Origin of the sequence: Actinoplanes regularis (assembly GCF_900188005.1) — a bacterium.
GTDB lineage: Bacteria > Actinomycetota > Actinomycetes > Mycobacteriales > Micromonosporaceae > Actinoplanes > Actinoplanes regularis.
Genome location: NZ_FZNR01000020.1, coordinates 40224 through 61860, shown reverse-complemented (window position 1 = coordinate 61860; position 21637 = coordinate 40224). Strand labels below are relative to the sequence as shown.

Genomic DNA, 21637 nt, shown 5'->3' with positions numbered 1-21637 from the left:
CAGCCCCCGGCGAGTAATGAGGACGGCATGGAGAGTTGGACCGTGCGCCGGATCACCTCGAAAGACGCCGGCCGGATGCGCGCCCTGCGGCTGGAGATGCTGGCCGACAGTCCCCTCGCCTTCCTCGAGACGCTGGCCCAGGCGGCCGCCCGGTCCCACGAGGGATACCGGCAACGGCTCGGCCTGGCGGCGGAGGGCCCGGAGCTCGCCCAGTTCGTCGCCGATCCGGGCGACGGACCGCTGCTCGGGCACGCCGGGGGCACCGTCGCCCCGGACGAGCCGCTGGCCACCGTCGTCTTCTCGGTCTACCTGACGCCCGCGTGCCGGGGCGGCAAGATGCTCGCCAGCCTGATCGAGGCGGTCGCCGACTGGTCCACCGCGGCCGGGCGGCACGAGTTGATGCTCGAGGTCGTGGCCGGCAACGGGCGGGCCGTCCGGGCGTACGAGAAGCTGGGTTTCGAGGACACCGGCGTGCGCCTGCCGCACCCGACGGTGCCGGTCCTCACCGAGTTGCGGATGCGCAGGCGGATCTGATGCCGCCCCGGCGCTGGCACGTCACGCGGACGGTTCTCACCGCCGCCAACGGGACCACCTGCGCCGGGCTGCTGCTCGCACTGGTCACCCGCACGAGGATCCGGCGTGGACGCGACGGGGTGCTGATCGCCGAGGGCTGGCGGCTGCGCATGCCGCCGGCGTCCTGCTTCACGATCGGCTCGGTGATCATCACGCGGCGCAGCGCCGAGTGGCTGCTGGCCGAGGAGCGGGCCGTTCTGTTCGCCCACGAGAGCCGGCACGCCGGGCAGTACGCGGTGCTCGGTCCGCTCTTCTGGCCGGCGTACTGGGTCGCTTGTGGCTGGTCCTACCTGGCGACCGGGTCCTACGGCGTCCACAACTGGTTCGAACGCCACGCCGGGCTGGAGGACGGAGGTTATCCGCCGGAGCTGCCTCTGCGCCCGTGGCTGCGGAGGTCCTGGCTGGGAAGGCTCTGGCGATGATTTGGTCGGGAGGACGGACGCACAACGCCTCCGGCCGTAGCCATTGGGTCAGCGATGGGGTCGTTGGGTCCCTCGGAGATTGTCGCCAAGCTCAGGTGAGGGGCCTCGTACGGCGTCGCGTCCTCCCGCGACAAGCATCCTGCCGATCCGGAGATCGGCGCGCAAGTCCTCGGAGGTAGGAATATTCGACAACCGGCAGATGTCCGGTTACCAAGGGTTATCCGAGCAGGCCAGCCTCGCGAGCGCCGCGCAGCGAGGGCTTGATCCGATGTGTCGGGCCGACCTCGCCGGCGACCGCGTCGAGGGTCTTCAGCCCCTCGCCCGTGTTGTAGACGACCGTCTCCTTGGCCGGGTCCAGTTTGCCGCTTTCCACCAGCTTCTTCAGGACCGCGATGGTGGTGCCGCCGGCCGTCTCGGCGAAGATCCCGGTGGTCTCGGCGAGCAGCCGGATGCCGGCGCGGATCTCCGCGTCGTCCGCGTAGTCCATCCAGCCACCGGTCCGGCGGACCGCCTCGATCGCGTACGGCCCGGCGGCCGGGTCACCGATGTTCAGCGACTTCGCGATGCCGGTCGGCTTCACCGGGGTGATCACGTCGGTGTCGTTGTGCAGCGCGACCGCGATCGGGTTGCAGCCGGCCGACTGCGCGCCGAACACCGTCCAGCCGTCCTCCGGCGCCTCGACCAGTCCGATCTCGACCAGCTCGCTGAACGCCTTGTCCACCTTGGTGAGCAGCTCACCGGAGGCCATCGGGATGACCACCTGCGCGGGGATCCGCCAGCCGAGCTGCTCGGCCACCTCGTAGCCGAGCGTCTTCGAACCCTCCGCGTAGAAGGGCCGGACGTTCACGTTGACGAATGCGGTGTCCTCGAACTCGTCGGTCTCCACCAGCTCGCTGCAGAGCCGGTTCACGTCGTCGTACGACCCCTCGATGGCGACCAGCTCGCCACCGTAGACCGCGGTCGTCACGACCTTGCCCTGCTCCAGGTCGGCCGGGATGAAGACGATGCTGGGCACGCCGGCCCGGGCCGCGTGGGCGGCCACCGAGTTCGCCAGGTTGCCGGTCGAGGCGCAGGAGAAGCGGGTGAAGCCCAGCTCCTTCGCCGCGGTCAGCGCCACCGACACCACCCGGTCCTTGAACGAGTGCGTCGGGTTCTGCGAGTCGTCCTTGATCCAGAGCGCCCCGGTGATCCCCAGCTCCGCCGCCAGCAGCGGGGCGCTGACCAGCGGAGTCAGGCCCGGATCGAGGGTCACCCGGGTCGCCGGGTCCTGCCCGGCCGGAAGCAGCGCCGCGTAGCGCCAGATGTTCTGCGGGCCCGCCTCGATCTCGGCCCGGGTCACCCGCGCGAGGGCGGCCTCGTCGTAGGCCACCTCGAGCGGGCCGAAACACTCGTAACAGGCGTGCTGCGCGGCCAGCGGATATTCCGCGCCACAGGCGCGGCAGACCAGGCCGCGGGCGGGCGAGGTGGTGATAGCGCTGGGTGCACTGACGGTAGTCGTCATCGAGGCCTTCCCTCTCATCTTTCCCCGGCGGCGACCTGCCACGGGGGACGGAATTAGCACCTGCCGCACGCGGCCTCGTCATCGAGACATGCGCGGTGGTTGCCGGGGCTTCATCGGGCCGTTCCCTCTGCCCCTCTGGATGAGGTATTCAGTTGTTTCCCGAAGCTTACGACGAGATTCCGGCTTCTCCGCATGGAGTTCCCGAGGTGTGAGCGACTTCCTTCTCCGGCACGCGTTCGACGACGGTCAGGACGTGACGTCCTTACGGGTGAAGCGGAAAAACGCCGAACCCCAGAACACGACCGCGTACACGATCGCCGAGATCGCCCCCTTGGCCAGGTCCTCGGTCTGGATCGGGGTGGAGAGCAGCCCCATCCAGGCGTCGCTGTAGTGGGTCGGAAGGGCGTTCCGGATCGACCCGAGGGCGGTGATCTGGTCCAGGATGCTGGACAGGATCCAGAGCAGCACGGCCCCGCCGACCGCCCCCAGCGCGGCGTCGGTGAGCACCGACAGCAGGAACGCCAGGCCGGCCACCACGAGCAGGACCACCGCGAGGTAGGCGAGGATGCCGAGCAGGCGCAGCACCCCCTGCCCGGGCGGGATCTGCGCGGCGATGGTGCTGCCCAGCGGGTGCCAGCCGTACCGCAGCGTCCCGACCAGCAGCCCCGTCCCGGCGAGCAGGAAGAGCGCGACGAAGGAGTACGCCAGCGCCACCACCAGCTTGACCGCCAGCAGCCGGGCCCGCGGGACCGGGATCGCCAGCAGGTAGCGCAGGCTCCCCCAGCTCGCCTCGCTGGCCACCGTGTCCCCGGCGAAGAGCGCGAAGACCACCACGAGCAGGAAGCCGGCCGACACCGCCAGGCAGAACAGGGCGAAGTTGAGTCCGCCCGAGGTCGCCAGGTCGACCAGGCTGCTGAAGGCGGTGCCGCGGTTGCGGTCGTCGTCGTCACCGCCGCCGCCGAACTCGAAGGCGAGCAGGATGATCAGGGGCAGCAGCACCATGAAGCCGAGCGCCAGCTGAGTACGGCGCCGGGACGCCTGCCGGCGGATCTCCGCGCGGATCGGCAGCGTGCGCGAGGGTCGGTAGCCCACCGCGGAACCTACGGTCATCGGTCTCCACTCCCCCGGGAGTTGTCGCCCACCAGGGCCAGGAACGCGTCCTCCAGCCGGCGGCGCGGGACCACCCGGTCCACGCCGACCCCGGCGCGGACCAGGGACGCCACCACTTCGGCACGCGGTGTGCCGTTCATGTCCACGATCAGGCCGGTGGCACCGTCCGGGGTGACCGAGCGGACGCCCAGGCCGGTGAGGATGTCGGTGGCGGCCGAAACGTCGGTGACGTCGATGGCCACCGTCGGCGAATCGCCGACGATCTCGTCGACCGGGCCGGACGCCACGATCCGGCCCTTGTTCACCACGACCGCGTGCGTGCAGGTCTGCTCCACCTCGGCGAGCAGGTGGCTGGAGACCAGCACGGCCCGGCCGTCGGTGGCGTACCGCTGGAGCACCCGGCGCATCTCGGCGATCTGCGGCGGGTCGAGGCCGTCCGTCGGCTCGTCGAGCACCAGCAGTTCGGGCAGGCCGAGCATGGCCTGGGCGATGGCCAGCCGCTGGCGCATGCCGTGGCTGTAGTTCTTGGTCTTCCGGTCCACCGAGGCGCCCAGGCCCGCGATCTCCAGCGCCTCGTCGAAGCGCGCGTCGGCCCACGGCCGGCCGGTGGCCTGCCAGTACGCCCGCAGGTTCTGCCGCCCGGTCAGGTGCGGCAGGAAGCCGGGGCCCTCGACCAGCGCGCCGACCCGGGACAGGATCTGCGCGCCCGGGACCAGCCGGTGCCCGAAGACGTGGATCTCCCCGGCGGTCGGGGTGGTCAGGCCCATCAGCACCCGCAGCGTCGTGGTCTTGCCGGCGCCGTTCGGGCCGAGCAGGCCGACGACCTGGCCGCGCTCGACGGTGAAGCCGATCTCCTCGACCGCGACGAACCCGTCCTGGTACGCCTTGCGCAGGCCGGTGACGACCAGCGGGGTGTCGGCGTACTCCGCGGTCACCGTGGTCACCCGGCGACGCCGGCGGGCCCGGCGCACCAGCAGCAGCACGGCGAGGCCGAGCAGCACGACCAGGATCAGCGCGCCGAGGACGTACCACCAGATCGCCGCTGGGGAGGCGATCGGCTTGCCCACCAGGGTCGGCAGCGTCAGCTGCCCGTCGACCGCCACGGTGTAGGTGGCGGGGGCGGCCGGCGAGAGGAACGCCTGGTCCGAGGTGGCGACGACGACCCGCAGGGTGTGCCCGGCCGCGAGTTGCCGGACGATCGCCGGCAGCGTGACGGTCACCGGCTGCGCCTGGCTGAGGTCCTTGGCCAGCCCGGTGAGCCGGACCGGGGCGACCAGGCCGGCGCTGAGCGTGGCCGCATCACCCTGGTCGACGTCGTAGAGCTTGACGAAGAGCACCGCCTCGCCGGTCGGTGAGGCGGCCCGCAACCGCACCGTGGGCGAACCGGCCACGTCGACCGCGGCGGCCAGCGGCGCGGTGGTGAACGTGGCGTGCTGGCCCGGGATGTCGCTGGCGACGTTGCCGCTGAGCAGAGAGGTGAGCCGGCTGCCGAGGCCGGGCAGCGAGGAGATCGCACCCGGGTTGCCGTTCGGCGGGTTGGCGATCGGCTGCGCCGCTCCGCTGAGGTCGAGGCGGGCGCTTCCGGTTCCGGTGACTCCCGGGTACGCCGTCGCCGAGTACCCGTTGGTGACCAGGTCCCGGTCGAGCGCGCTGAACCCGGCCACCCGGGACCAGGTGAAGTCGTCGCCGGGCGCCGCGCCCTTCCCGTTCAGGTAGTGGTCGAGCCACTGGATCGTGAGGTACTTGACCCGGTCCTGGTCGGAACCCGGCCCGGTGCCGCCGTCGTGCCCACCGGTGAACCAGGCGACCCGGACCGGCGTGCCGGCGGCCGCGATGCCCTTGGCGTTGGCGTCCGCCTCGGAGAGCGGGAAGAGCGTGTCCACCGCGCCCTGGATCAGCAGCGTCGGTGCCTTGATCCGGTCGAGCACCGTGGCCGGGCTGGACTTCCGCAGCAGGTCGAGGGTGGCCTGGTCGGGGACGCCGGTGGTGGCCATCGACAGGTACGCCTGGCAGACGTCGGCGGCGAAGCGCCCACAGGCCGGGTTGTCACCGCCGGAGCTGCTGCCGAAGAAGAGGCCGGCCCAGCTCTTCTTGAACACCCCGGTGGTGCCGGTCTCCGCGGCCTGCGGGAGGAAGGAGCGGCTCAGGTCGTTCCAGGTGATCGACGGGACGATCGCGTCGACCCGCCGGTCCTGACCGGCCAGCAGCAGGGCGAGGGCACCGCCGTACGAGCCGCCGACCACGCCCACCCGGGGGTCGCCGGCCGCGTCGGTCCGCACCTCGGGGCGCTGGGCCAGCCAGTCGAGCAGGCGCTGGGCGTCCTTGACCTCGTAGTCGGGACTGTCCAGGTGGATCTCACCGGTGCTGCGGCCGAAGCCCCGGGCGGTCCAGGTGAGCACCGCGTAGCCGCGGGCGGCGAGCGACTCGGCGTCCGACCGGACCGAGTCCTTGGTGCCACCGAACCCGTGTGCGAGCAGCACCGCGGGCACCCGGCCGGAGCGGCCCGCGGGCAGCAGGAAGCGGGCGTCCAGATCGACCGGCTGATCGTCGCCGGGGCCGGAACGCACCGTGATCCGCAGGTCCTGCGCGGTCCAGTCGGCCCGCTCCGGCAGCACCGCCCAGATCGCCGCAGCGATGATCAGCACGAGCACCACCGCGGCGGTGACCGCCCGGCGCCGGGTCACCCGGGGGAACGCAGACATGGCCGACAACCTAGCCGGACGCTCCTGAGCAGCGGCTGTGAAGGCGCGCGGGTAGCCCCGCCCGGTGCTGAACTGCTTGGTCACGCTCGCCGGGGTCCTGCCGGTTGCCCCGTGGCGGATAGCTTGGACGGCGTAGCGCCCCAGACGATCAATCGGAGGCATCCGCGGTGGCAGACGAACTCACGCTTACCGTGACCCTGCGGCCGGCGGCCCTCGACGCCCGGCGCGGCATCGTCCGCCTGCACCCGGAGGTGATGGCGGCCCTCGCGCTGAACCCCGGCGATCCGGTGCGGCTGGCCGGGACCCGGGTCACCGCCGGGATCGTCGCCCGGGCCGAGGGCGGAGCCGGCCGGGCCCTGCTCTACGCCGACGACCTAACCCTCGGCAACCTCGGCATGCGCGACGGTGGCCAGGTCACGGTCACCCCGATCGCGGTCACCGGGGCGCGGCGGGTGACCCTCTCCGGGGCTCCGGAGATCGTCGCCGTGGTCTCCCCGGAGATGCTGCGACTGGCGCTGCTCGGCAAGGTGGTGACCGCCGGCGACGATGTGTCGCTGCTGCCGCAGGACGTGCTGCCGGAGGCCGGGCACCGCTCGCTGGTCGAGGCGGCGCGGCGCAGCCTGGCCAACCGGGTCGGCTACGCCTGGACCAGCACCCTACTGGCCGTCGTCGCCGTCGAGGAGGCGGCCACCGCGCTGGTGACCATGGACACCGTGGTGGCCTGGCAGGACGGGCCGGTGGCGGCCGCGGCGGGCGGCACGGTCACGGTCCGTGGCGTGCCGCCGCAGGCGCCCGCCTCCACCGATCCGGAGGTGCCCCCGCCCAGCATCGACGACCTGCCCGGCCTCCGGGCCCAGGCCAAGGAGCTGGAGGAACTGCTCGACCTGGGCTTCCACCACCGCGAGGTGCTGACCAAGCTGGGCACCAGGGTGAGCCTCGGCATCCTGCTCTCCGGACCATCCGGTTCCGGCAAATCCGCGCTGGTACGGGCGGTCGCGGCCACCGTCGGCGCGGAGGTACGCCCGGTCTGGGCCCCGGAGCTGGCCGCCCTCACCAACGACGCGGCGGCCCGGCGGCTGCGTGCCCTGGCGAGTGAGGTGCGCGGTGACCGGCCCGCGGTGCTGCTGGTCTCGGACGTCGAGGCGCTCGCGCCCCGGGACGAGCCGGGCCCGCTGTCCACCGTGTTCCGCCAGGTGCTCGCCGAGACGGTGGCCGGCGGCGCGGCGGTGGTCTGCACCACCAGCAAGCCGGAGGCGGTCGACCCGTCGCTGCGCGCACCGGACCTGCTCGCCGTGCAGCTCACCGTGCCGTTGCCGGACGCCGCGATGCGCCGTGAGCAGCTGAGCGTGCTGACCCGTGGCATGCCGCTCGCCGAGGACGTGCGGCTGGACGACGTGGCCGGTCGCACCCCCGGGTTTGTCGCGGCCGATCTCGGCGCGCTGGCGCGTGAGGCCGGGGTTCGCGCCGCGCTCCGGCAGAAGGAGTCGGACTCCCCGATCGTGACCATGGCCGACTTCGAGGCGGCGCTCGACGTGGTCCGGCCGACCTCGATGGCCGACTCCACGCTGGAGGTCGCCGCCGTCACCCTGGACGATGTCGGTGACCTGGCCGAGGTGAAGCAGGTGCTCACCGAGTCGGTGCTCTGGCCGCTGACCTATCCGGACACCTTCGCCCGGCTGGGTGTCTCCCCGCCGCGTGGGGTGCTGCTCTACGGTCCGCCCGGGTGCGGCAAGACGTACCTGGTCAAGGCGATCGCCGGGACGGGCAAGGCGAACGTGCTCTCGGTCAAGGGCGCCGAGCTGCTCAGCAAGTGGGTGGGTGACAGCGAGCGGGCGGTCCGTGAGCTGTTCCGCCGGGCCCGGGAGGCGGCGCCGACCCTGGTCTTCCTGGACGAGGTGGACGCGCTGGCCCCGGCCCGCGGGCAGGGCACCGACGGCGGCGTCACCGACCGGGTGGTGGCGGCGCTGCTGACCGAGTTGGACGGGGTGGAGGACCTGCGCAACGTGGTCGTGATCGGGGCGACGAACCGGCCCGATCTGATCGACCCGGCGCTGCTGCGGCCCGGCCGGCTGGAGCGCCTGATCTACGTGCCGCCGCCGGACGGTCCGGCGCGGACGGCGATCCTGCGTGCGTCGTCCCGGGCGGTGCCGCTGGACGACGCGATCGATCTGGACGTGCTCGGGGCGGAGCTGGAGGGGTTCTCGGCGGCGGACTGCGCTGCACTGATCCGGGAGTCGGCGCTGGCCGCGATGCGCGACTCGCTGGACGCGTCCACGGTCACCGCGGCGAACGTGGACGCCGCTCGTGAGCGGGTCCGGCCCTCTCTCGACGCGGACCAGGTGGCCTGGCTGGAGGCGTACGCGCGGAGTCGTTCCTAGCGGCGGCGGGTCCGGGCCCGCGTCGATCGGAGCCGCCGCAGGCGGCCGATCAGCACCGGATCCTGTTCCAGCGCGGCGGGGTTGTCGAGCAGGGTGTTCAGAAGCTGGTAGTAGCGGGTCGAGGAGAGGTCGAAGGTGTCCCGGATCGCCTGCTCCTTGGCGCCGGCGTGCCGCCACCACCTGGCCTCGAAGGCGAGGATCTGCTGGTCCCGCTCGGTCAGGGCCGGCTCCGCGGGAGCCTCGGCGGTGGCCGCCTCCACCGGGGCCTCGTCGGTGACCGGCTCCGGGGCACGGGGCACGGGGATGTGCTGCTGCTCCTCGACCGGCTGGTCACCGGTCGGTTCGGCGGCGGGCTGCATGGCACTCCCTGGCGGCAGGATATTCGTGAGCACGGATGTATACGCGGAGATCACCAGCTTAAACGCCGCCGGCGATCTCCGCGTAAACTACCTCATGTAATGTCTCGCCTACGGATCGTCCACATTGCGGCACCCACAATGATGGTTGTCACCAAGAGGAACACCGCCCCGGCCAGCTGCCAGGTAATGGTGAACACCGGCTGTTCGCACCCGGTGGTGACGGAGAAGTCACACGGCGCATTGTCGTCGATGACCTCCGTCGACTTGTACATCCAGGCCAGGATCCAGTACGGCAGCAGGTACGCCTGCGCGAATTTGACCTTGGCCAGCTCCAGGACCACACCCAGGCCGAACTGGAAGACCACCGCCACGGCGAGCACCGCGCCCAGCGCCGCCGCGGTGTGCCGGCCTATCGACGCGATACCGAACCCGATCGCGCCGGCCACCAGCACCAGTCCCAGGCCGCGCAGACCCGTCAGGCCGATCGACTGCCAGACACCGGGCGTCATCCGGGCGGTAGTCCCGCGGAACGTCGCGATCAGCCAAAACAGCCCGGTCCAGGCCGCGCCGGTGAGCACGGTCAGGCCGAACAGCCAGACAATCAGCGCGGACAGCTTGGTGGCGAGCACCTGCAGCCGTTGTGGACGCCAGAGCAGGAGGTTCATCATGCCGCCGCTGTTCCACTCGGCCCCCACGAAGGACGCGCCGATAATGAAGGCGACCAGCGCGAGCAGTGCGGCGAAGGTGATCACCATGTCCGGGAAGCTCTCCCGGAAGTCGAACGGCGACGGCATGTAGTTCTCCGCCCGGTAGTCCTCCCGGACCGGCACCCAGAGCTCATCACAGCTTCCGCCGAACTCGGCCGGTGCCTGGACGCACCGCTCCTTCTCCTGCTCGGCGAACTTCACCTGCTCCTGGAAGTCGCGCTCGGCGTCGGCCTGTGCGGCGGCCAGCGCGGCCGGGGTGACCTTCTGGTAGCTGTACGCCGTGCCGGCCGCGAGCAGCCCCAGCACAAGCAGCACGAGCACCACGAACAACCTGGTGAACCGCCGCTTGGAGAGCCGGCGCGTCTCCGCCCTGTAGAGACTCACTGACCCCACCCGCCCTGCGTCTCCGCCGCCACCTGATCGACCTGCCGGTTCGCCCCGTCGACCGGCGCCGTGCCGGTGAGCTTGAGGAACACGTCCTCCAGGTCGGCCGAGACCGGGGTCAGCTCGGAGACGTAGATCTGCTTCTCGGCCAGCAGCTTGGTGATCTGAGCCGGGTTGGTCGCGTTTCCCACGGTGAAGTGGTCCTTCTCCAGGGAGGGGATCACGGCGCCCGCCGCGCGCAGGATCGCCACGGCACCGGGCAGGTCCACCCCCGGCTCCAGGCGCACCTTCACGGTGGCCGAGGTGTGGCTGGCCAGCACCTCGGAGACGGAGCCCGCGGCCACCCGCCGACCGGCCGAGATGATCGTCACCGAGTCGCAGATCAGCTGGATCTCGCCGAGGATGTGGCTGGAGAGCAGCACGGTCATCCCGGACGCGGCCAGGTCCGCCATCAGGGTGCGCATCTCCCGGATGCCGCCCGGGTCGAGACCGTTCGCCGGCTCGTCCAGGATCAGCAGCTTCGGCTCCTTGAGCAGCGCGGAGGCCACCGCAAGGCGCTGCTTCATGCCGAGCGAGTAGGTCTTCACCCGGTCCTTGGCCCGGTCCCGCAGCCCGACCAGTTCGAGCACCGCGGGCACCCGGTGCGGGTTGACCCCGCCGGCGTCGGCCAGCAGTGACAGCGTGGTCTCGGCGCTGAAGTTCCCGAAGAACTGGGGGCTCTCCACGATCGCGCCGACGAGTCCGGCGACCTGCGGCAGGTGGCGGGGGACCTCCTGGCCGAGGATCGTCATCCGGCCGTCGTTCGGCTTGATCAGGCCGAGCAGCGTACGCAGCGTGGTGGTCTTGCCGGATCCGTTCGGGCCGAGGAAGCCGTGCACCTGGCCGGCCTCCACGACCATGTCGAAGCCGTCCAGCGCCTTCCGGACACCCTTGCGGCCGCGATACGTCTTCCGCAGCCCTGATATCTCGAGTACGGCGGTCATCGCCGCACCTTAAGTGATCAGCGTCGAACCCGGGAGGTCAAGCGCAGATCACATCGACTCCGGCCTCCCGGAACGCGGCGATCGTGGACGCCGGCGCCCCGGAGTCGGTGACCAGCGTTTCGATCTGGGTGATCGGGCAGATCCGGGCGAACGCGTGGCTGCCCAGCTTGGACGAGTCGGCGATCACCACGACGCGCTTGGCACGCGCCACCATCAGGCTGTTCATGGCGGCCTCGCCCTCGTGATGGGAGGCGGCGCCCAGCTCGACGTCGAGGGCGTCGACGCCGAGCAGCGCGATGTCGAGCGTGACCTCCTTCAGGAGGGCCCCGCCGAGCGGGCCGACCACCTCGAAGGACTGCGGGCGGACCACGCCACCCGCCACCACGATCTTCATCCGGGAGCGGACCAGAAGTTCGTTGGCGATGTTCAGGGCGTTGGTGACGACCGTCAGCTGGGAGCCCTCGCCGCCGACGTTCAGGTCGGGGCGGACCGCCAGGGCCCGGGCCACCTCGGTGATCGTGGTGCCGCCGTTCAGCCCGACGACCGTACCGGGGGTGACCAGGCGCGCCGCGGCCTCACCGATCCGCTGTTTCTCGGCCGAGTGCTTAGCGCTCTTGTACCGTAGCGGAAGGTCGTAGGAGACGCCGTTGGCGACCGCGCCGCCTCGGGTTCGGGTGATCATCTGTTGCTGTGCGAGCTGGTCGAAGTCACGCCGGATGGTCGCCTGGGAGACGTCCAGGCGCTCGGCAGCCTCCTCGACGGTCACCCGGCCACTGTCCGTGAGCAGCTCAAGCAGGGCATTCCACCGCGCGTACCGGTCCACCCGCACTCCCCGATGCACGTTCCATGATAAGTGTGTGCACATTAGTGCGCGAAAGGCCATGAAGCAAAGAGGGCGCGTGCGCGGTACTTGCCCCGGCGCTCGCGTCGTGAGCACAATAACGCGCGAAATAACCGGGTACCGAGCTTGAATGCGCAGCACAACCGCTGAGGATGAGCCATGACGCACGTAAAGGCGGAAATCGCCAGCCAACCGGATTGCTGGCGGCAGGCGGCAAAAATGGCCGACTCACCCGGGCTTCCGAGCCACGGGGAGCGGGTGGCCGTCATCGGCTGCGGCACCTCCTGGTTCATGGCGAAGTCCTACGCGGTGCTGCGGGAGCAGGCCGGGCACGGTGAGACCGACGCCTTCCAGTCCTCCGACTTTCCGTACGGGCGCCGCTACGACCGCATCCTCGCGATCACCCGCTCCGGCACCACCACCGAGACCCTCGAAGTGATGCGGGCGGTCCGCGCGGAGACCCCGATCACCGTGTTCACCGCCGACCCGGCCGAGCCGGCCGCGGAGATCGCCGGACACGCCGTGGTGCTGGACTTCGCCGACGAGAGGTCGGTGGTGCAGACCCGCTTCGCCACCAGCGTGCTGGCCCTGCTCCGGGCGCACCTGGGCCACGACATCGAGGCCACCGCGATGGACGCCGAGGTGGCGGTCCGCCTCCCGCTGCCGGTGCACCCGGCGCTCACCGATCAGATCACGTTCCTGGGCCGGGGCTGGACCGTCGGCCTGGCCGAGGAGGCCGCCCTGAAGTGCCGGGAGACGGCCGGCTTCTGGACCGAGTCGTACCCGGCCATGGACTACCGGCACGGCCCGATCTCGATCGCCGGCCCGCGCCGGGTGGTCTGGGCGTTCGGTGACGTGCCGCCCGGCCTCGCCGACGAGGTGGAGGCCCGCGGCGCGGCGTTCGTGCACAGCCGGCACCACGGTGGGTACGCCTCCCTGGGGCGCTGGGTCGGCGGCCGCGCCCCGCTCGACCCGATGGCCGACCTGGTCCTCGCGCAGCGGGTGGCCGTGCTGCTGGCCACCACCCAGGGCATGGACCCGGACAACCCGAGCGGCCTGCCCCGCTCGATCGTGCTGCCCGAACACTCGTGAGCGAAACCGTCGTCATCGCCCTCGACGTCGGGGGCACCGGTATGAAGTGCGCGCTGGTCCGCCCGGACGGCGCGGTGCACCACGAGGAACGGCACCCGACCCGGGCCGAGCGCGGTCCGGAGACGGTCACCGAGAACATCCTGAGCATCGCCGAGGGGCTGGCCGGCCGGGCCCGCGCCGACGGGCTCACCCCGGTCGCGGCCGGCATCGCGGTGCCCGGGGTGGTCGACGAGGCCAGCGGTGTCGCGGTCTGGTCGTCGAACGTGGGCTTCCGCGACGTCCCGCTGCGCGACCTGGCCGCACGGCGCCTGGAACTGCCGGTGGCGCTCGGCCACGACGTGCGCGTCGGCGCCCTCGCCGAGGCCCGCCTCGGCGCCGGACGCGGCCGCCGGCACGTGCTCTTCGTCGCGATCGGCACCGGCATCGCCAGCGGCCTGGTGGTGGACGGTGCCGGGTACTCCGGCGCGCACGGCGCGGCCGGCGAGATCGGGCACGTGACGGTCCGTCCCGGCGGGCAGCCCTGCGGTTGCGGCCTGCGTGGCTGCCTGGAGACGGAGGCGTCGGCCCGGGCGATCGGGCGACGGTACGCCGAGCTAACCGGCGAGTCCGGCGCCACCGCCTTCGACGTGGCGACCCGAGCCGCGGCCGGCGAGCAGCTGGCCGCCCAGGTGTGGCGGGACGCGATCGAGGCGCTCGCCGACGGCCTGCTCACCGCCCAGGCGCTCTACGACGTCGGGGTGGTGGTGCTCGGCGGCGGGCTGGCCGAGGCCCGCGACGGGCTGCTGACGCCGGTCCGGGAGGCGTTCGCCCGGCGGGTCACCTTCCACCGCACCCCCGAGATCGTCCGGGCCGAGCTGGGCGATACCGCCGGCTGCCTAGGCTCCGCACTGCTCGCCCTCGACTGTCTGGGAACCCTGGCATGACGCGCATCTCCGGCCGGATCGTCACCCCATCCGGAATCGTGACCGGGCACCTCGACGTCGACGGCTCGACCATCGCGGCGATCGTCCCGGACAGCGCCGCCGGCGACGACGTGATCGTGCCGGGCTTCGTCGACCTGCACTGCCACGGCGGCGGCGGGCACACGTTCACCACCGGTGACCCGGAGGCGGCCCGCGGGGCGGCCGGGTTCCACCTCTCGCACGGCACCACCACCGTGCTGGCCAGCCTGGTCAGCTCGCCGTTCGAGCTGATGCGGTCGGCGACCCTCGCGTTCCGGCCGCTGGTCGACGAAGGGGTGCTGGCCGGGATCCACTTCGAGGGGCCCTATCTCTCCGCGGTGCGGTGCGGGGCGCAGAACCCCGCCTACCTGCGGGACCCGGCTCCGGGCGAGATCACCGAGCTGATCAGAACCGGCGAGGGCGCGGTACGGATGATGACCGTCGCGCCGGAGCTGGACGGAGCCCTGGAAGCGATCTCCATCCTGCGCGACGCCGGGGTGCTCGCGGCGATCGGGCACACCGACGCCTCCTACGACCAGACCCACGCCGGGGTGACCGCCGGTGCGAGCGTGGCCACCCACCTGTTCAACGGGATGCGCCCGGTCCACCACCGCGAGCCCGGGCCGGTCGTCGGCCTGCTCTCCTCCACCGCGACGGTCGAGCTGATCGCGGACAACATCCACCTGCACCCGGGGATGCTGGCGTTCGCCGCGCGCAGCGCCGGTCCGGAGCGGTCGATCCTGGTCACCGACGCGATGGACGCCACCGGGATGCCGGACGGGGAGTACGAGCTCGGCGGCCAGGCGGTCGTCGTGACGGACCGGGTGGCGCGGCTGACTCGGGATTCCTCGATCGCGGGCAGCACGCTGACCATGGACGTCGCGCTGCGCAACGCGGTCGCGGCGGGGCTGCCGCTGCAGGACGCGGTGGCGATGTCGTCGACCACCCCGGCATGGCTGCTCGGCCTCGCCGATCGTGGTGCTCTGTCCCCCGGCCTCCGTGCCGATCTCGTCGTCCTCGACGCCGAGCTGCGGCTCAAGGGCGTCGTTCGCGGCGGCGGCCGGGTGAGCTGAGCTCCCCGGCACGGGACGTGGCCCGGCAGGGCTGTCGGCGGGACTCCTAGGTCGTACCGCCGAATGGGGTTAAAGGGGTTGATTCTGGAAGGCTGGGCGGGACCAGCCGCGTAGCGCGGGAAGCGGGATGGCGTCCCAGGGGACGCGTTCGACGAGGCGGGCGAGGACGAGGCCGAGCAGGAGGCCGGCGACCGAGTCGGTGAGCCAGTGGAAGCCCGTGTAGACCGTCGTGATGAAGACGATCACCACCGGGAGGACCCGGATCATGAAGAGCTCCCACCGGGTCAGCGCGCGGCGCAGCAGTGCGGCGATCAGGATTCCGAGGACGGCGTACCAGACCAGCGAGTTGCCCACGTGCCCGGACGGGAAGCTGCGACTCGCGTCCCCGCTCGCGACGGGGTTGAACATCTCGGTCTTGAACGGGCCCTTGTAGCGCGGCGCGGCGCGGTCGAAATAGAGCTTCATCGGGCCGATCGTCAGATACATCACGATATAGGCGGCAATGAAGGGAAAGATGGCGCGCACTGATCGGGTGCGGTAAACCAGCAGTGCCGTCAGGATCAGGGCGATCGGCGTCAGCACCTGACCGCCCTGGCCCAGATAGTTGAAGACCCGGGCGGTCCAGTACGGGATCGGCGGCTGGTGGCCGAACGACCAGTCGGCCACCCGCTGATCGAGCGTCAGCAGGTGGCCGTTGATCAGCGCCACCGTGAGCGCCGCGAACGCCGCGAGCAGCAGGAGATCAGGCCACCAGGGCAGGGTCCGGCGCACGGTGATCGTCTGGGTCATCCATCAAAACTAGAGGTACGCGCGCAACTTGGCGGCGAGCAGGTCGCCCCGCACCCCGGAGTTCGGGCAGCCACCGAAGTGATGCAGCCCCACCACCTTGTTGGTCCTGCGGGACAGCACCGGGGAGCCGGAGGAGCCGCCCGCGGTGTCGCAGAGGTACGAGACGTCCGAGTGCACGCTGTAGCCGGTGTAGTCGGGGTTGTCGACCACGCAGTTGCCGGCCTCGTCCCCCTTGGCCCCGGCGATCCGCGTCGGCTCACCGGCCGGATGCTGCGGCACGTAGAGCTCCGTGCCCTTGGCCGGGCGCGCGGTGTCCAGCGTCAGGTACCCGAACTTCCCGATCGAGTCGAAACCCTCGACGCTGAACAGCGTGTAGTCGAGCAGGTGGTCGGTGGAGAGGACCTGGTCGCCCCAGACCTTGGTCGGCTTGAACACGTCGTAGCCGCCGCACGCGGCGCACTGATAGTTGAACCAGGCCTCGGTCTCGTACGCCTCGGTCGAAGTGCTCAGGCAGTGGTTGTTGGTGAGCATCCGGTTGTTCGAGCCGACCCGCCAGCCGGTGCACAGCTCGGTGCCGTTGATCAGCAGCCGGGCGATCGCCTTCGACTTGACGTAGGCGACCGGGTCGGTCGACTGGTAGCAGATCGCGTCGGCGGAGCTGTCCTTGCCGCAGATCGACTCCTCACGGCCGGTCCGGCCGGGCGGCACCATCGTCTGCTCGGGCACCCTGGCCTGCTCGGCGCGGCTGAACCCGCGGGCCGCCCGGTCGACGTTGACGCCCAGGCCGTCGAGGGCCGAGCGCACGCCGAACGGGTCGATCGCCCGGTGCACCTCGACGACCGCGGTGTCGCCGGTGATCGACATGGCCCACTTCTTGTTCGAGCCCGCCTCGTACCGGTACGACTCGGTGCGGTCCGGGTTCGACACGGTCAGGTAGTCGCCGGGGAGCATCGCCATGCGGGAGAAGTGCAGCTTGACGTAGGAGGCACCGGGATATCGGAAGGTCTCCTTGGGCGGCCCGGCCCGGTACCCGAGCAGTTTGCCGACGTTCTGCAGTACGCCGACCTGCTGGCGACCCGGTGCGGCGGCGGATTCCAGGGCGCGCCCGGCCCGCCGCGGCTCCGCCACCGGTGACGCGCTGCCGGCCTTCGCCGCGGGGCCCGCCGGTGCCGCCGAGGTCGCCGCCGAACCGGGGGCGCCCGGGGAGGACGGGCCGGTGGTCGCGGCGGGCAGCGTCCCCTCGACCGCCACCGGGGTACGCGACACCCCTGGCGCCGGATGCCAGGTCCCGACCGGATGATCGCCGCCACCGGTCGCCGCCGCCGAGCCGGCCGCTCCGGCCAGGACGAGGGCGACACACGTTCCGACGATCAATCCTGTCTTACGTCGCATGCCACTCCCCGGTGCGTCGTCGGCGCTTTCGCACCTGTGTAACGAACCACGTACGAGCGCGACGCGGAGGGCGAGCGGGCACACTTGGTCGGTGCGCATCACCTCCGCCCTCATCGACCCCGCGCTGCTGGACCTGCCGTGGCACGTGCCGCTCGAGGAGTGGCCGGCCGATCACCTGGTCGCCCTGCCGCAGGGCATCTCGCGGCACGTGGTGCGGTTCGTCAAGCTCAACGACGTCGTCTACGCGATGAAGGAGACCCGGGAGCGGATCGCCGAGAAGGAGTACGACCTGCTCCGAGCGCTGGAGCGGATCGACTTCCCGGCGGTGCAGGCGGTCGCCATCGCCACCGACCGGGAGACGCCGGACGGCGAGCCGCTGGAGACCGTGCTGGTCACCCGGCACCTCCAGTTCTCCCTGCCCTACCGCGCCCTCTTCTCCCGCGTGCTGCGCCCCGACACGATGAACCGGCTGCTCGACGCGCTGGCCGCGCTGATCGTGCGGATGCACCTGACCGGGTTCTCCTGGGGCGACTGCTCGCTCTCCAACACGCTGTTCCGCCGGGACGCCGGTGCGTTCGCGGCCTATCTCGTCGACGCCGAGACCGGCAATCTGTACCCGAAGCTGTCCGAGGGGCAGCGCAGCGAGGACATCGAGATCCTCCGGCTGAACATCTTCGGCGAGTGCCTCGACCTGCAGGCCGCCGAGCTGCTGCACGAATCGATCGACCCGGAGTCGGTGGTCGACGACATCGTGGCCCGATATGAACGGCTGTGGCACGAGGTGACCTACGAGCAGGAGGTCTCGAAGGACGCCCGGCACCACATCGAGCGGCGGATGCGGCGGCTCAACGAGATGGGCTTCGACGTCGCCGAGGTGTCGATGTCCACCGTTGACGGCGGCTACCGGGTGCGGCCGAAGGTCGTCGACGCCGGGTACCACACCCGCCGCCTGATGCGCCTGACCGGCCTGGACGCCGAGGAGAACCAGGCCCGCCAGCTCCTCAACGACCTGGACGCCTACCGCGCGGAGAGCGCGCTGATCGAGGAGCAGCAGGCCGCGCACCGCTGGCTGACCGAGGTCTTCGAGCCGGTGGTCCGGGCCGTCCCGGTGAACCTGCGCCGGAAGCTCGAGCCGCAGGAGATCTTCTCGCAGATCATCCAGCACAAGTGGCTGCTCTCCGAGAAGGCCGGGCGGGACGTGGGCATGGGCCCGGCCGTGCAGTCGTACCTGACCGAGGTGCTGGTCAACAAGCCGGACGAGCAGGCCGTGCTGGGCGTCGACGCGGAGGAGCTGGTCCCCTAGGGCTTGGAGCGCTCCACCAGGGCTCGGAGCGCCCGCTGACGGGCGACCACCAGAACCCCGTCGCCGGCGGTGAGCACCCGGCGCGGATCCGGCCGCCAGTCGATCCACCCCTGCCCGGCGGACGACATGCCGACCACCCGGGCCTGCGTCGGATGGTCGATCTCGCTCAGCAGCACACCGTCCAGTTCGGACCCGGCCTGCACGGTGACCGTGCCGACCGGCAGGACGTGCCGATCGACCGGGATGCTGGCGTGCACGTTGCGCTCCAGCAGGGCGGCGGCGAACGCCGGGGCGCAGAGCCGGGAAACGCTGCGCGACGCGTTGATGTCGAACGCCGTACCGAACCGCTGGGCGAAGTCGTCGTCGAAGAGCCGCAGCACCACGCGCAGATCCTCCCGGATCGCCCGGGCGTGCAGCGCGGCCTGCAGGTTCACCGGGTCGTTCGTGGAGACCACGATCAACGCGCGACAGGTGGCGATCGAGGCCGCTCGCAGGGTCTCCTCACGAGAGGCGTCACCGACGATCACCGGGATGCCGCGTCGCTGGGCGGACTTCACGCCGCGGGCGTCGGAGTGCCGGTCGATCGCGACCACCCGCACCCCGAGATCGTGCAGTTGGCGCAGCACCTGGGTGCCGACGTTGCCGAGCCCGACCAGCACGATGTGGTCGCGTAGCTCGCCGGCCAACCGGCCCTGGCTGAGCGCCAGCCGGGCGTTGACCATGCCGTCCACCACGGCCGCGGTGATCAGCGGCAGCAGCGCCAGCCCGGCGATGGTCAGCACCAGCTGCGCGGCCTGGGCGATCGAGTTGCGCTTCTCCTCCACATCGGACGCACCGACCGCGGTCATCAGAGTGACGTAGATCGACTCCCAGAGACTGTGATCGGTCTCGTCCCACGCGTTCAGCACCGCACCGGCCAGCACCGTGGTGATCATGGTGATCAATACCGCGATGCCGAGCTTGCGGTTGAGCGCGGCGCGCAGCGCACGGCCGAAGGCGGCCAGCGGGCGGCGCCGCCGGCCGGCCCGGGCCAGCAGCCGACGGGTCACGTCCCCCTCGGCCGAGCCGCCGAGCGCCTGGGCCAGCACGAGGTCGTCCGGCCGGGCCGCCTCGGGTGCGGGCTCCGGCGGCAGCACCGTCACCTCGCCTTCGGCCTCGGTGGCCAGGCTCAGCATCACGTTGCGGGCCGGCACGTCGGCACGGTGGGCGACATAGAGCGTACGGTCGCCGCGGCGGAAGTGGGTCGGCGCGACCTCGCCGAGCGCCGCCGCGACGAACGCCGGCGCGGCCATCTCGGCGTCGGAGAGCACCACGTGGTCCGGGAAGATCCGGCTCACGCTGCCGGCCAGGCCGGTATTGAACATCCGGACCACCACCCGCAGCTTCTCCTCGATCTCGTGGGCGCAGAAGGCGGCCTGCAGGTTGACCATGTCGTCCGGCATCACCAGGGCGAGGGCGGAGGCCCCGGCCAGTCCCGCGTCCCGGAACGCCGGCTCGTCCAGCCGATCGGCATGTCTCAGTTCGACACCGCGCTCCGTGAGCACCCGCAGATCGGGAACGTCCGGCCGGATCTCGCGTGGGGTGATCACCGTGAGCCGGATCCGATGACGGGAATTCGCCAGTTCGTCGGCGAGCGTCCAGACCAGCGCGTCGGAACCACAGACGACCAGGTGGGGGCGGGTATCGGGGCCTGAAGGGGTTTCCGCGCTCACGTTCAGGAATCGTAGCCAGCCGTTACCGGCCCATGGGGCCGCACGTTGCCTCATCCGACACCATTCGCCCGAATTGGTAGAAATTAGATAAACATCATCGTCCGAAGTGGTCTGGAGAATTTTCAGTGCGTAAGTTCTTGTATGCCGGAGCCGGCCTGATCGCCGGTGGGCTCATGCTCTCCGGGGCCGCACCCGCCCAGGCCGACGTCGCGTCGCCGAACCGGAACACCGAAGGGACGTGCTGCGGCACCGCGCGAACCGGCGGAACCATGCACGACCCCCTGCACGACCTGTTCCACTCGCAAGACCTGCTGTCCCCGCACAGCGTCGGGACCCCGCACAGCTGGTACCTGCAGCACAACACGACCGTTACCCAGAACAACCTGTCCCCGCAGAACACCATCCCCGGGGCCCCGAACAACATTCCCCCGCTGCAGAACATCCCCGGGGCGCAGGACAACCCGTCCCCGCTCTTCAACAACACCGGGATCCAGAACAACGACTGGCTGCCGCAGTACAACGACACCCCCGGGCTCCAGAACAACGACTGGCTGCCCCAGTACAACGACACCCCCGGGCTCCAGAACAACGACCTGGTGCCCCAGCAGAACGACCTGGTGCCCCAGCAGAACACCCCCGGGCTCCAGAACAACGACCTGGTGCCCCAGCAGAACCTCCCCGGGGCCCAGAACAACCCGATCCCGGCGCTGCCCGCGGCGAACCAGCCCGCCGCCATCACCGCCCTGCCCGTCCTGACCTGGGTCGGGCCGGTCGCCGGCGAGAACCCCCTGGACCACGTGCTGTCCCAGGCGCACGACCTCCACCAGGCCAACCCGATCGGCATCGACCTGATCGACCACCCGCCGCTGCTGGATCTCGGCCAGGGCGGGCGGCGTTTCCTCCCGACCGGGTCCAACCAGGACGACTGCCCGCCGGAGCTCCGCCGGAACATCCGGGAGAGCCGCGAGGAGAGCACCATCCCGGGCGGGCTCCCGGCCGCCGGCCTGACGCGGAGCCTTCCGCTGCTCGGCGGCTTCTCCGTGGTCGGCGGACTGCTGCCGGACGGCATCACGAACGTGTCCGCGCTGGGTGGCGCCCGCTACGAGCGCCCGACCAGCACCCCCGTCGGCCAGGTCGCCGAGGCTTCCGACCCGGCCCCGGCAACCTCTCCGTACGGCGCCCCGGCCCGCCCGGGTCTCGCCCCGGCGACGGCTCCGGCCGTCGCGCCCTCCAAGGCCGCGCCGGCCTCCGTCGCCCCCTACTCCAAGGGAAACGGCCCGCGCACGCTCGAGAAGCCGATCGGCTCGACGCTCGGCCGCTGACCCCCGGTTCTCCGGAGAGCGCGCACCCTCGCGGTGCGCGCTCTCCGCCGTTT

Annotated in this window: 18 protein-coding genes and 1 riboswitch; of the genes, 8 read left to right on the top strand and 10 right to left on the bottom strand. The window is 71.4% G+C overall.

Annotated features, from left to right (window positions below; translation table 11 throughout):
* Positions 1 to 27: 27 nt before the first annotated feature.
* Both CHC09_RS35270 and CHC09_RS35265 read left to right on the top strand, forming a co-directional pair.
* The gene (locus CHC09_RS35270; RefSeq protein ID WP_089297605.1) at positions 28 to 534 is read left to right on the top strand and encodes a GNAT family N-acetyltransferase; all 507 of its coding nucleotides are present in this window, start codon (positions 28 to 30) and stop codon (positions 532 to 534) included.
* Positions 534 to 995 carry a hypothetical protein gene (locus tag CHC09_RS35265; RefSeq protein ID WP_089297604.1) on the top strand — a complete coding sequence of 154 codons (462 nt, stop codon included), beginning with the start codon at positions 534 to 536 and terminating at the stop codon, positions 993 to 995. Before CHC09_RS35270 ends, CHC09_RS35265 begins: the two co-directional genes overlap by 1 nt.
* A gap of 217 nt (positions 996 to 1212) precedes the next feature.
* On the opposite strand, the gene thrC is transcribed toward CHC09_RS35265, so the two are convergent.
* The 3 genes from thrC to CHC09_RS35250 form a co-directional block, all read right to left on the bottom strand.
* A complete protein-coding gene (gene thrC, locus CHC09_RS35260; protein WP_089297603.1) occupies positions 1213 to 2496 on the bottom strand; it encodes a threonine synthase in 1284 nt (427 codons plus the stop codon).
* Positions 2497 to 2507: 11 nt separating this feature from the next.
* Positions 2508 to 2642, bottom strand: a riboswitch (SAM riboswitch).
* 100 nt (positions 2643 to 2742) lie between these two features.
* The gene (locus CHC09_RS35255; protein ID WP_089297602.1) at positions 2743 to 3606 is read right to left on the bottom strand and encodes an ABC transporter permease; all 864 of its coding nucleotides are present in this window, start codon (positions 3604 to 3606) and stop codon (positions 2743 to 2745) included.
* A complete protein-coding gene (locus CHC09_RS35250) occupies positions 3603 to 6308 on the bottom strand; it encodes an alpha/beta fold hydrolase (RefSeq protein WP_089297601.1) in 2706 nt (901 codons plus the stop codon). Before CHC09_RS35250 ends, CHC09_RS35255 begins: the two co-directional genes overlap by 4 nt.
* 167 nt (positions 6309 to 6475) lie before the next feature.
* On the opposite strand from CHC09_RS35250, the gene CHC09_RS35245 reads away from it, so the two are divergent.
* Positions 6476 to 8686 carry an AAA family ATPase gene (locus tag CHC09_RS35245; protein WP_089297600.1) on the top strand — a complete coding sequence of 737 codons (2211 nt, stop codon included), beginning with the start codon at positions 6476 to 6478 and terminating at the stop codon, positions 8684 to 8686.
* On the opposite strand, the gene CHC09_RS35240 is transcribed toward CHC09_RS35245, so the two are convergent.
* The 4 genes from CHC09_RS35240 to CHC09_RS35225 form a co-directional block, all read right to left on the bottom strand.
* Positions 8683 to 9045 carry a DUF3263 domain-containing protein gene (locus CHC09_RS35240; protein ID WP_089297599.1) on the bottom strand — a complete coding sequence of 121 codons (363 nt, stop codon included), beginning with the start codon at positions 9043 to 9045 and terminating at the stop codon, positions 8683 to 8685. The genes CHC09_RS35245 and CHC09_RS35240 overlap by 4 nt on opposite strands.
* Positions 9046 to 9137: 92 nt before the next feature.
* Positions 9138 to 10136, bottom strand: a complete 999-nt coding sequence (locus tag CHC09_RS35235; protein ID WP_089297598.1) for an ABC transporter permease subunit — start codon at positions 10134 to 10136, stop codon at positions 9138 to 9140.
* Positions 10133 to 11119, bottom strand: a complete 987-nt coding sequence (locus tag CHC09_RS35230; protein WP_089297597.1) for an ABC transporter ATP-binding protein — start codon at positions 11117 to 11119, stop codon at positions 10133 to 10135. Before CHC09_RS35230 ends, CHC09_RS35235 begins: the two co-directional genes overlap by 4 nt.
* 37 nt (positions 11120 to 11156) lie before the next feature.
* Entirely contained in the window at positions 11157 to 11942 is a 786-nt protein-coding gene (locus CHC09_RS35225; RefSeq protein ID WP_089297692.1) for a DeoR/GlpR family DNA-binding transcription regulator, read from the bottom strand.
* Between the two features lie 177 nt (positions 11943 to 12119).
* Here CHC09_RS35225 and CHC09_RS35220 point away from each other — a divergent pair, with 177 nt between their 5' ends.
* The 3 genes from CHC09_RS35220 to nagA are packed head-to-tail and all read left to right on the top strand — an operon-like array spanning position 12120 to position 15066.
* On the top strand, positions 12120 to 13052 hold the full coding sequence (locus CHC09_RS35220; RefSeq protein WP_089297596.1) for an SIS domain-containing protein: 933 nt from the start codon (positions 12120 to 12122) through the stop codon (positions 13050 to 13052).
* Positions 13049 to 13975 (top strand): ROK family protein, encoded by a 927-nt coding sequence (locus tag CHC09_RS35215; protein WP_089297595.1) that lies wholly within the window; start codon positions 13049 to 13051, stop codon positions 13973 to 13975. Before CHC09_RS35220 ends, CHC09_RS35215 begins: the two co-directional genes overlap by 4 nt.
* Complete coding sequence (nagA, locus tag CHC09_RS35210) at positions 13972 to 15066, top strand: N-acetylglucosamine-6-phosphate deacetylase (protein WP_089297594.1); 1095 nt, start codon at positions 13972 to 13974, stop codon at positions 15064 to 15066. Before CHC09_RS35215 ends, nagA begins: the two co-directional genes overlap by 4 nt.
* Before the next feature lie 69 nt (positions 15067 to 15135).
* On the opposite strand, the gene CHC09_RS35205 is transcribed toward nagA, so the two are convergent.
* Both CHC09_RS35205 and CHC09_RS35200 read right to left on the bottom strand, forming a co-directional pair.
* Positions 15136 to 15855 (bottom strand): phosphatase PAP2 family protein, encoded by a 720-nt coding sequence (locus tag CHC09_RS35205; protein WP_089297593.1) that lies wholly within the window; start codon positions 15853 to 15855, stop codon positions 15136 to 15138.
* Between the two features lie 9 nt (positions 15856 to 15864).
* Positions 15865 to 17247 carry a trypsin-like serine peptidase gene (locus tag CHC09_RS35200; protein ID WP_089297592.1) on the bottom strand — a complete coding sequence of 461 codons (1383 nt, stop codon included), beginning with the start codon at positions 17245 to 17247 and terminating at the stop codon, positions 15865 to 15867.
* A gap of 91 nt (positions 17248 to 17338) precedes the next feature.
* On the opposite strand from CHC09_RS35200, the gene CHC09_RS35195 reads away from it, so the two are divergent.
* Positions 17339 to 18550, top strand: a complete 1212-nt coding sequence (locus CHC09_RS35195; RefSeq protein ID WP_089297591.1) for a DUF4032 domain-containing protein — start codon at positions 17339 to 17341, stop codon at positions 18548 to 18550.
* On the opposite strand, the gene CHC09_RS35190 is transcribed toward CHC09_RS35195, so the two are convergent.
* The gene (locus tag CHC09_RS35190; RefSeq protein ID WP_239138728.1) at positions 18547 to 20262 is read right to left on the bottom strand and encodes a potassium channel family protein; all 1716 of its coding nucleotides are present in this window, start codon (positions 20260 to 20262) and stop codon (positions 18547 to 18549) included. The genes CHC09_RS35195 and CHC09_RS35190 overlap by 4 nt on opposite strands.
* 125 nt (positions 20263 to 20387) lie before the next feature.
* On the opposite strand from CHC09_RS35190, the gene CHC09_RS35185 reads away from it, so the two are divergent.
* Complete coding sequence (locus CHC09_RS35185; protein ID WP_089297589.1) at positions 20388 to 21584, top strand: hypothetical protein; 1197 nt, start codon at positions 20388 to 20390, stop codon at positions 21582 to 21584.
* Positions 21585 to 21637: the final 53 nt, after the last annotated feature.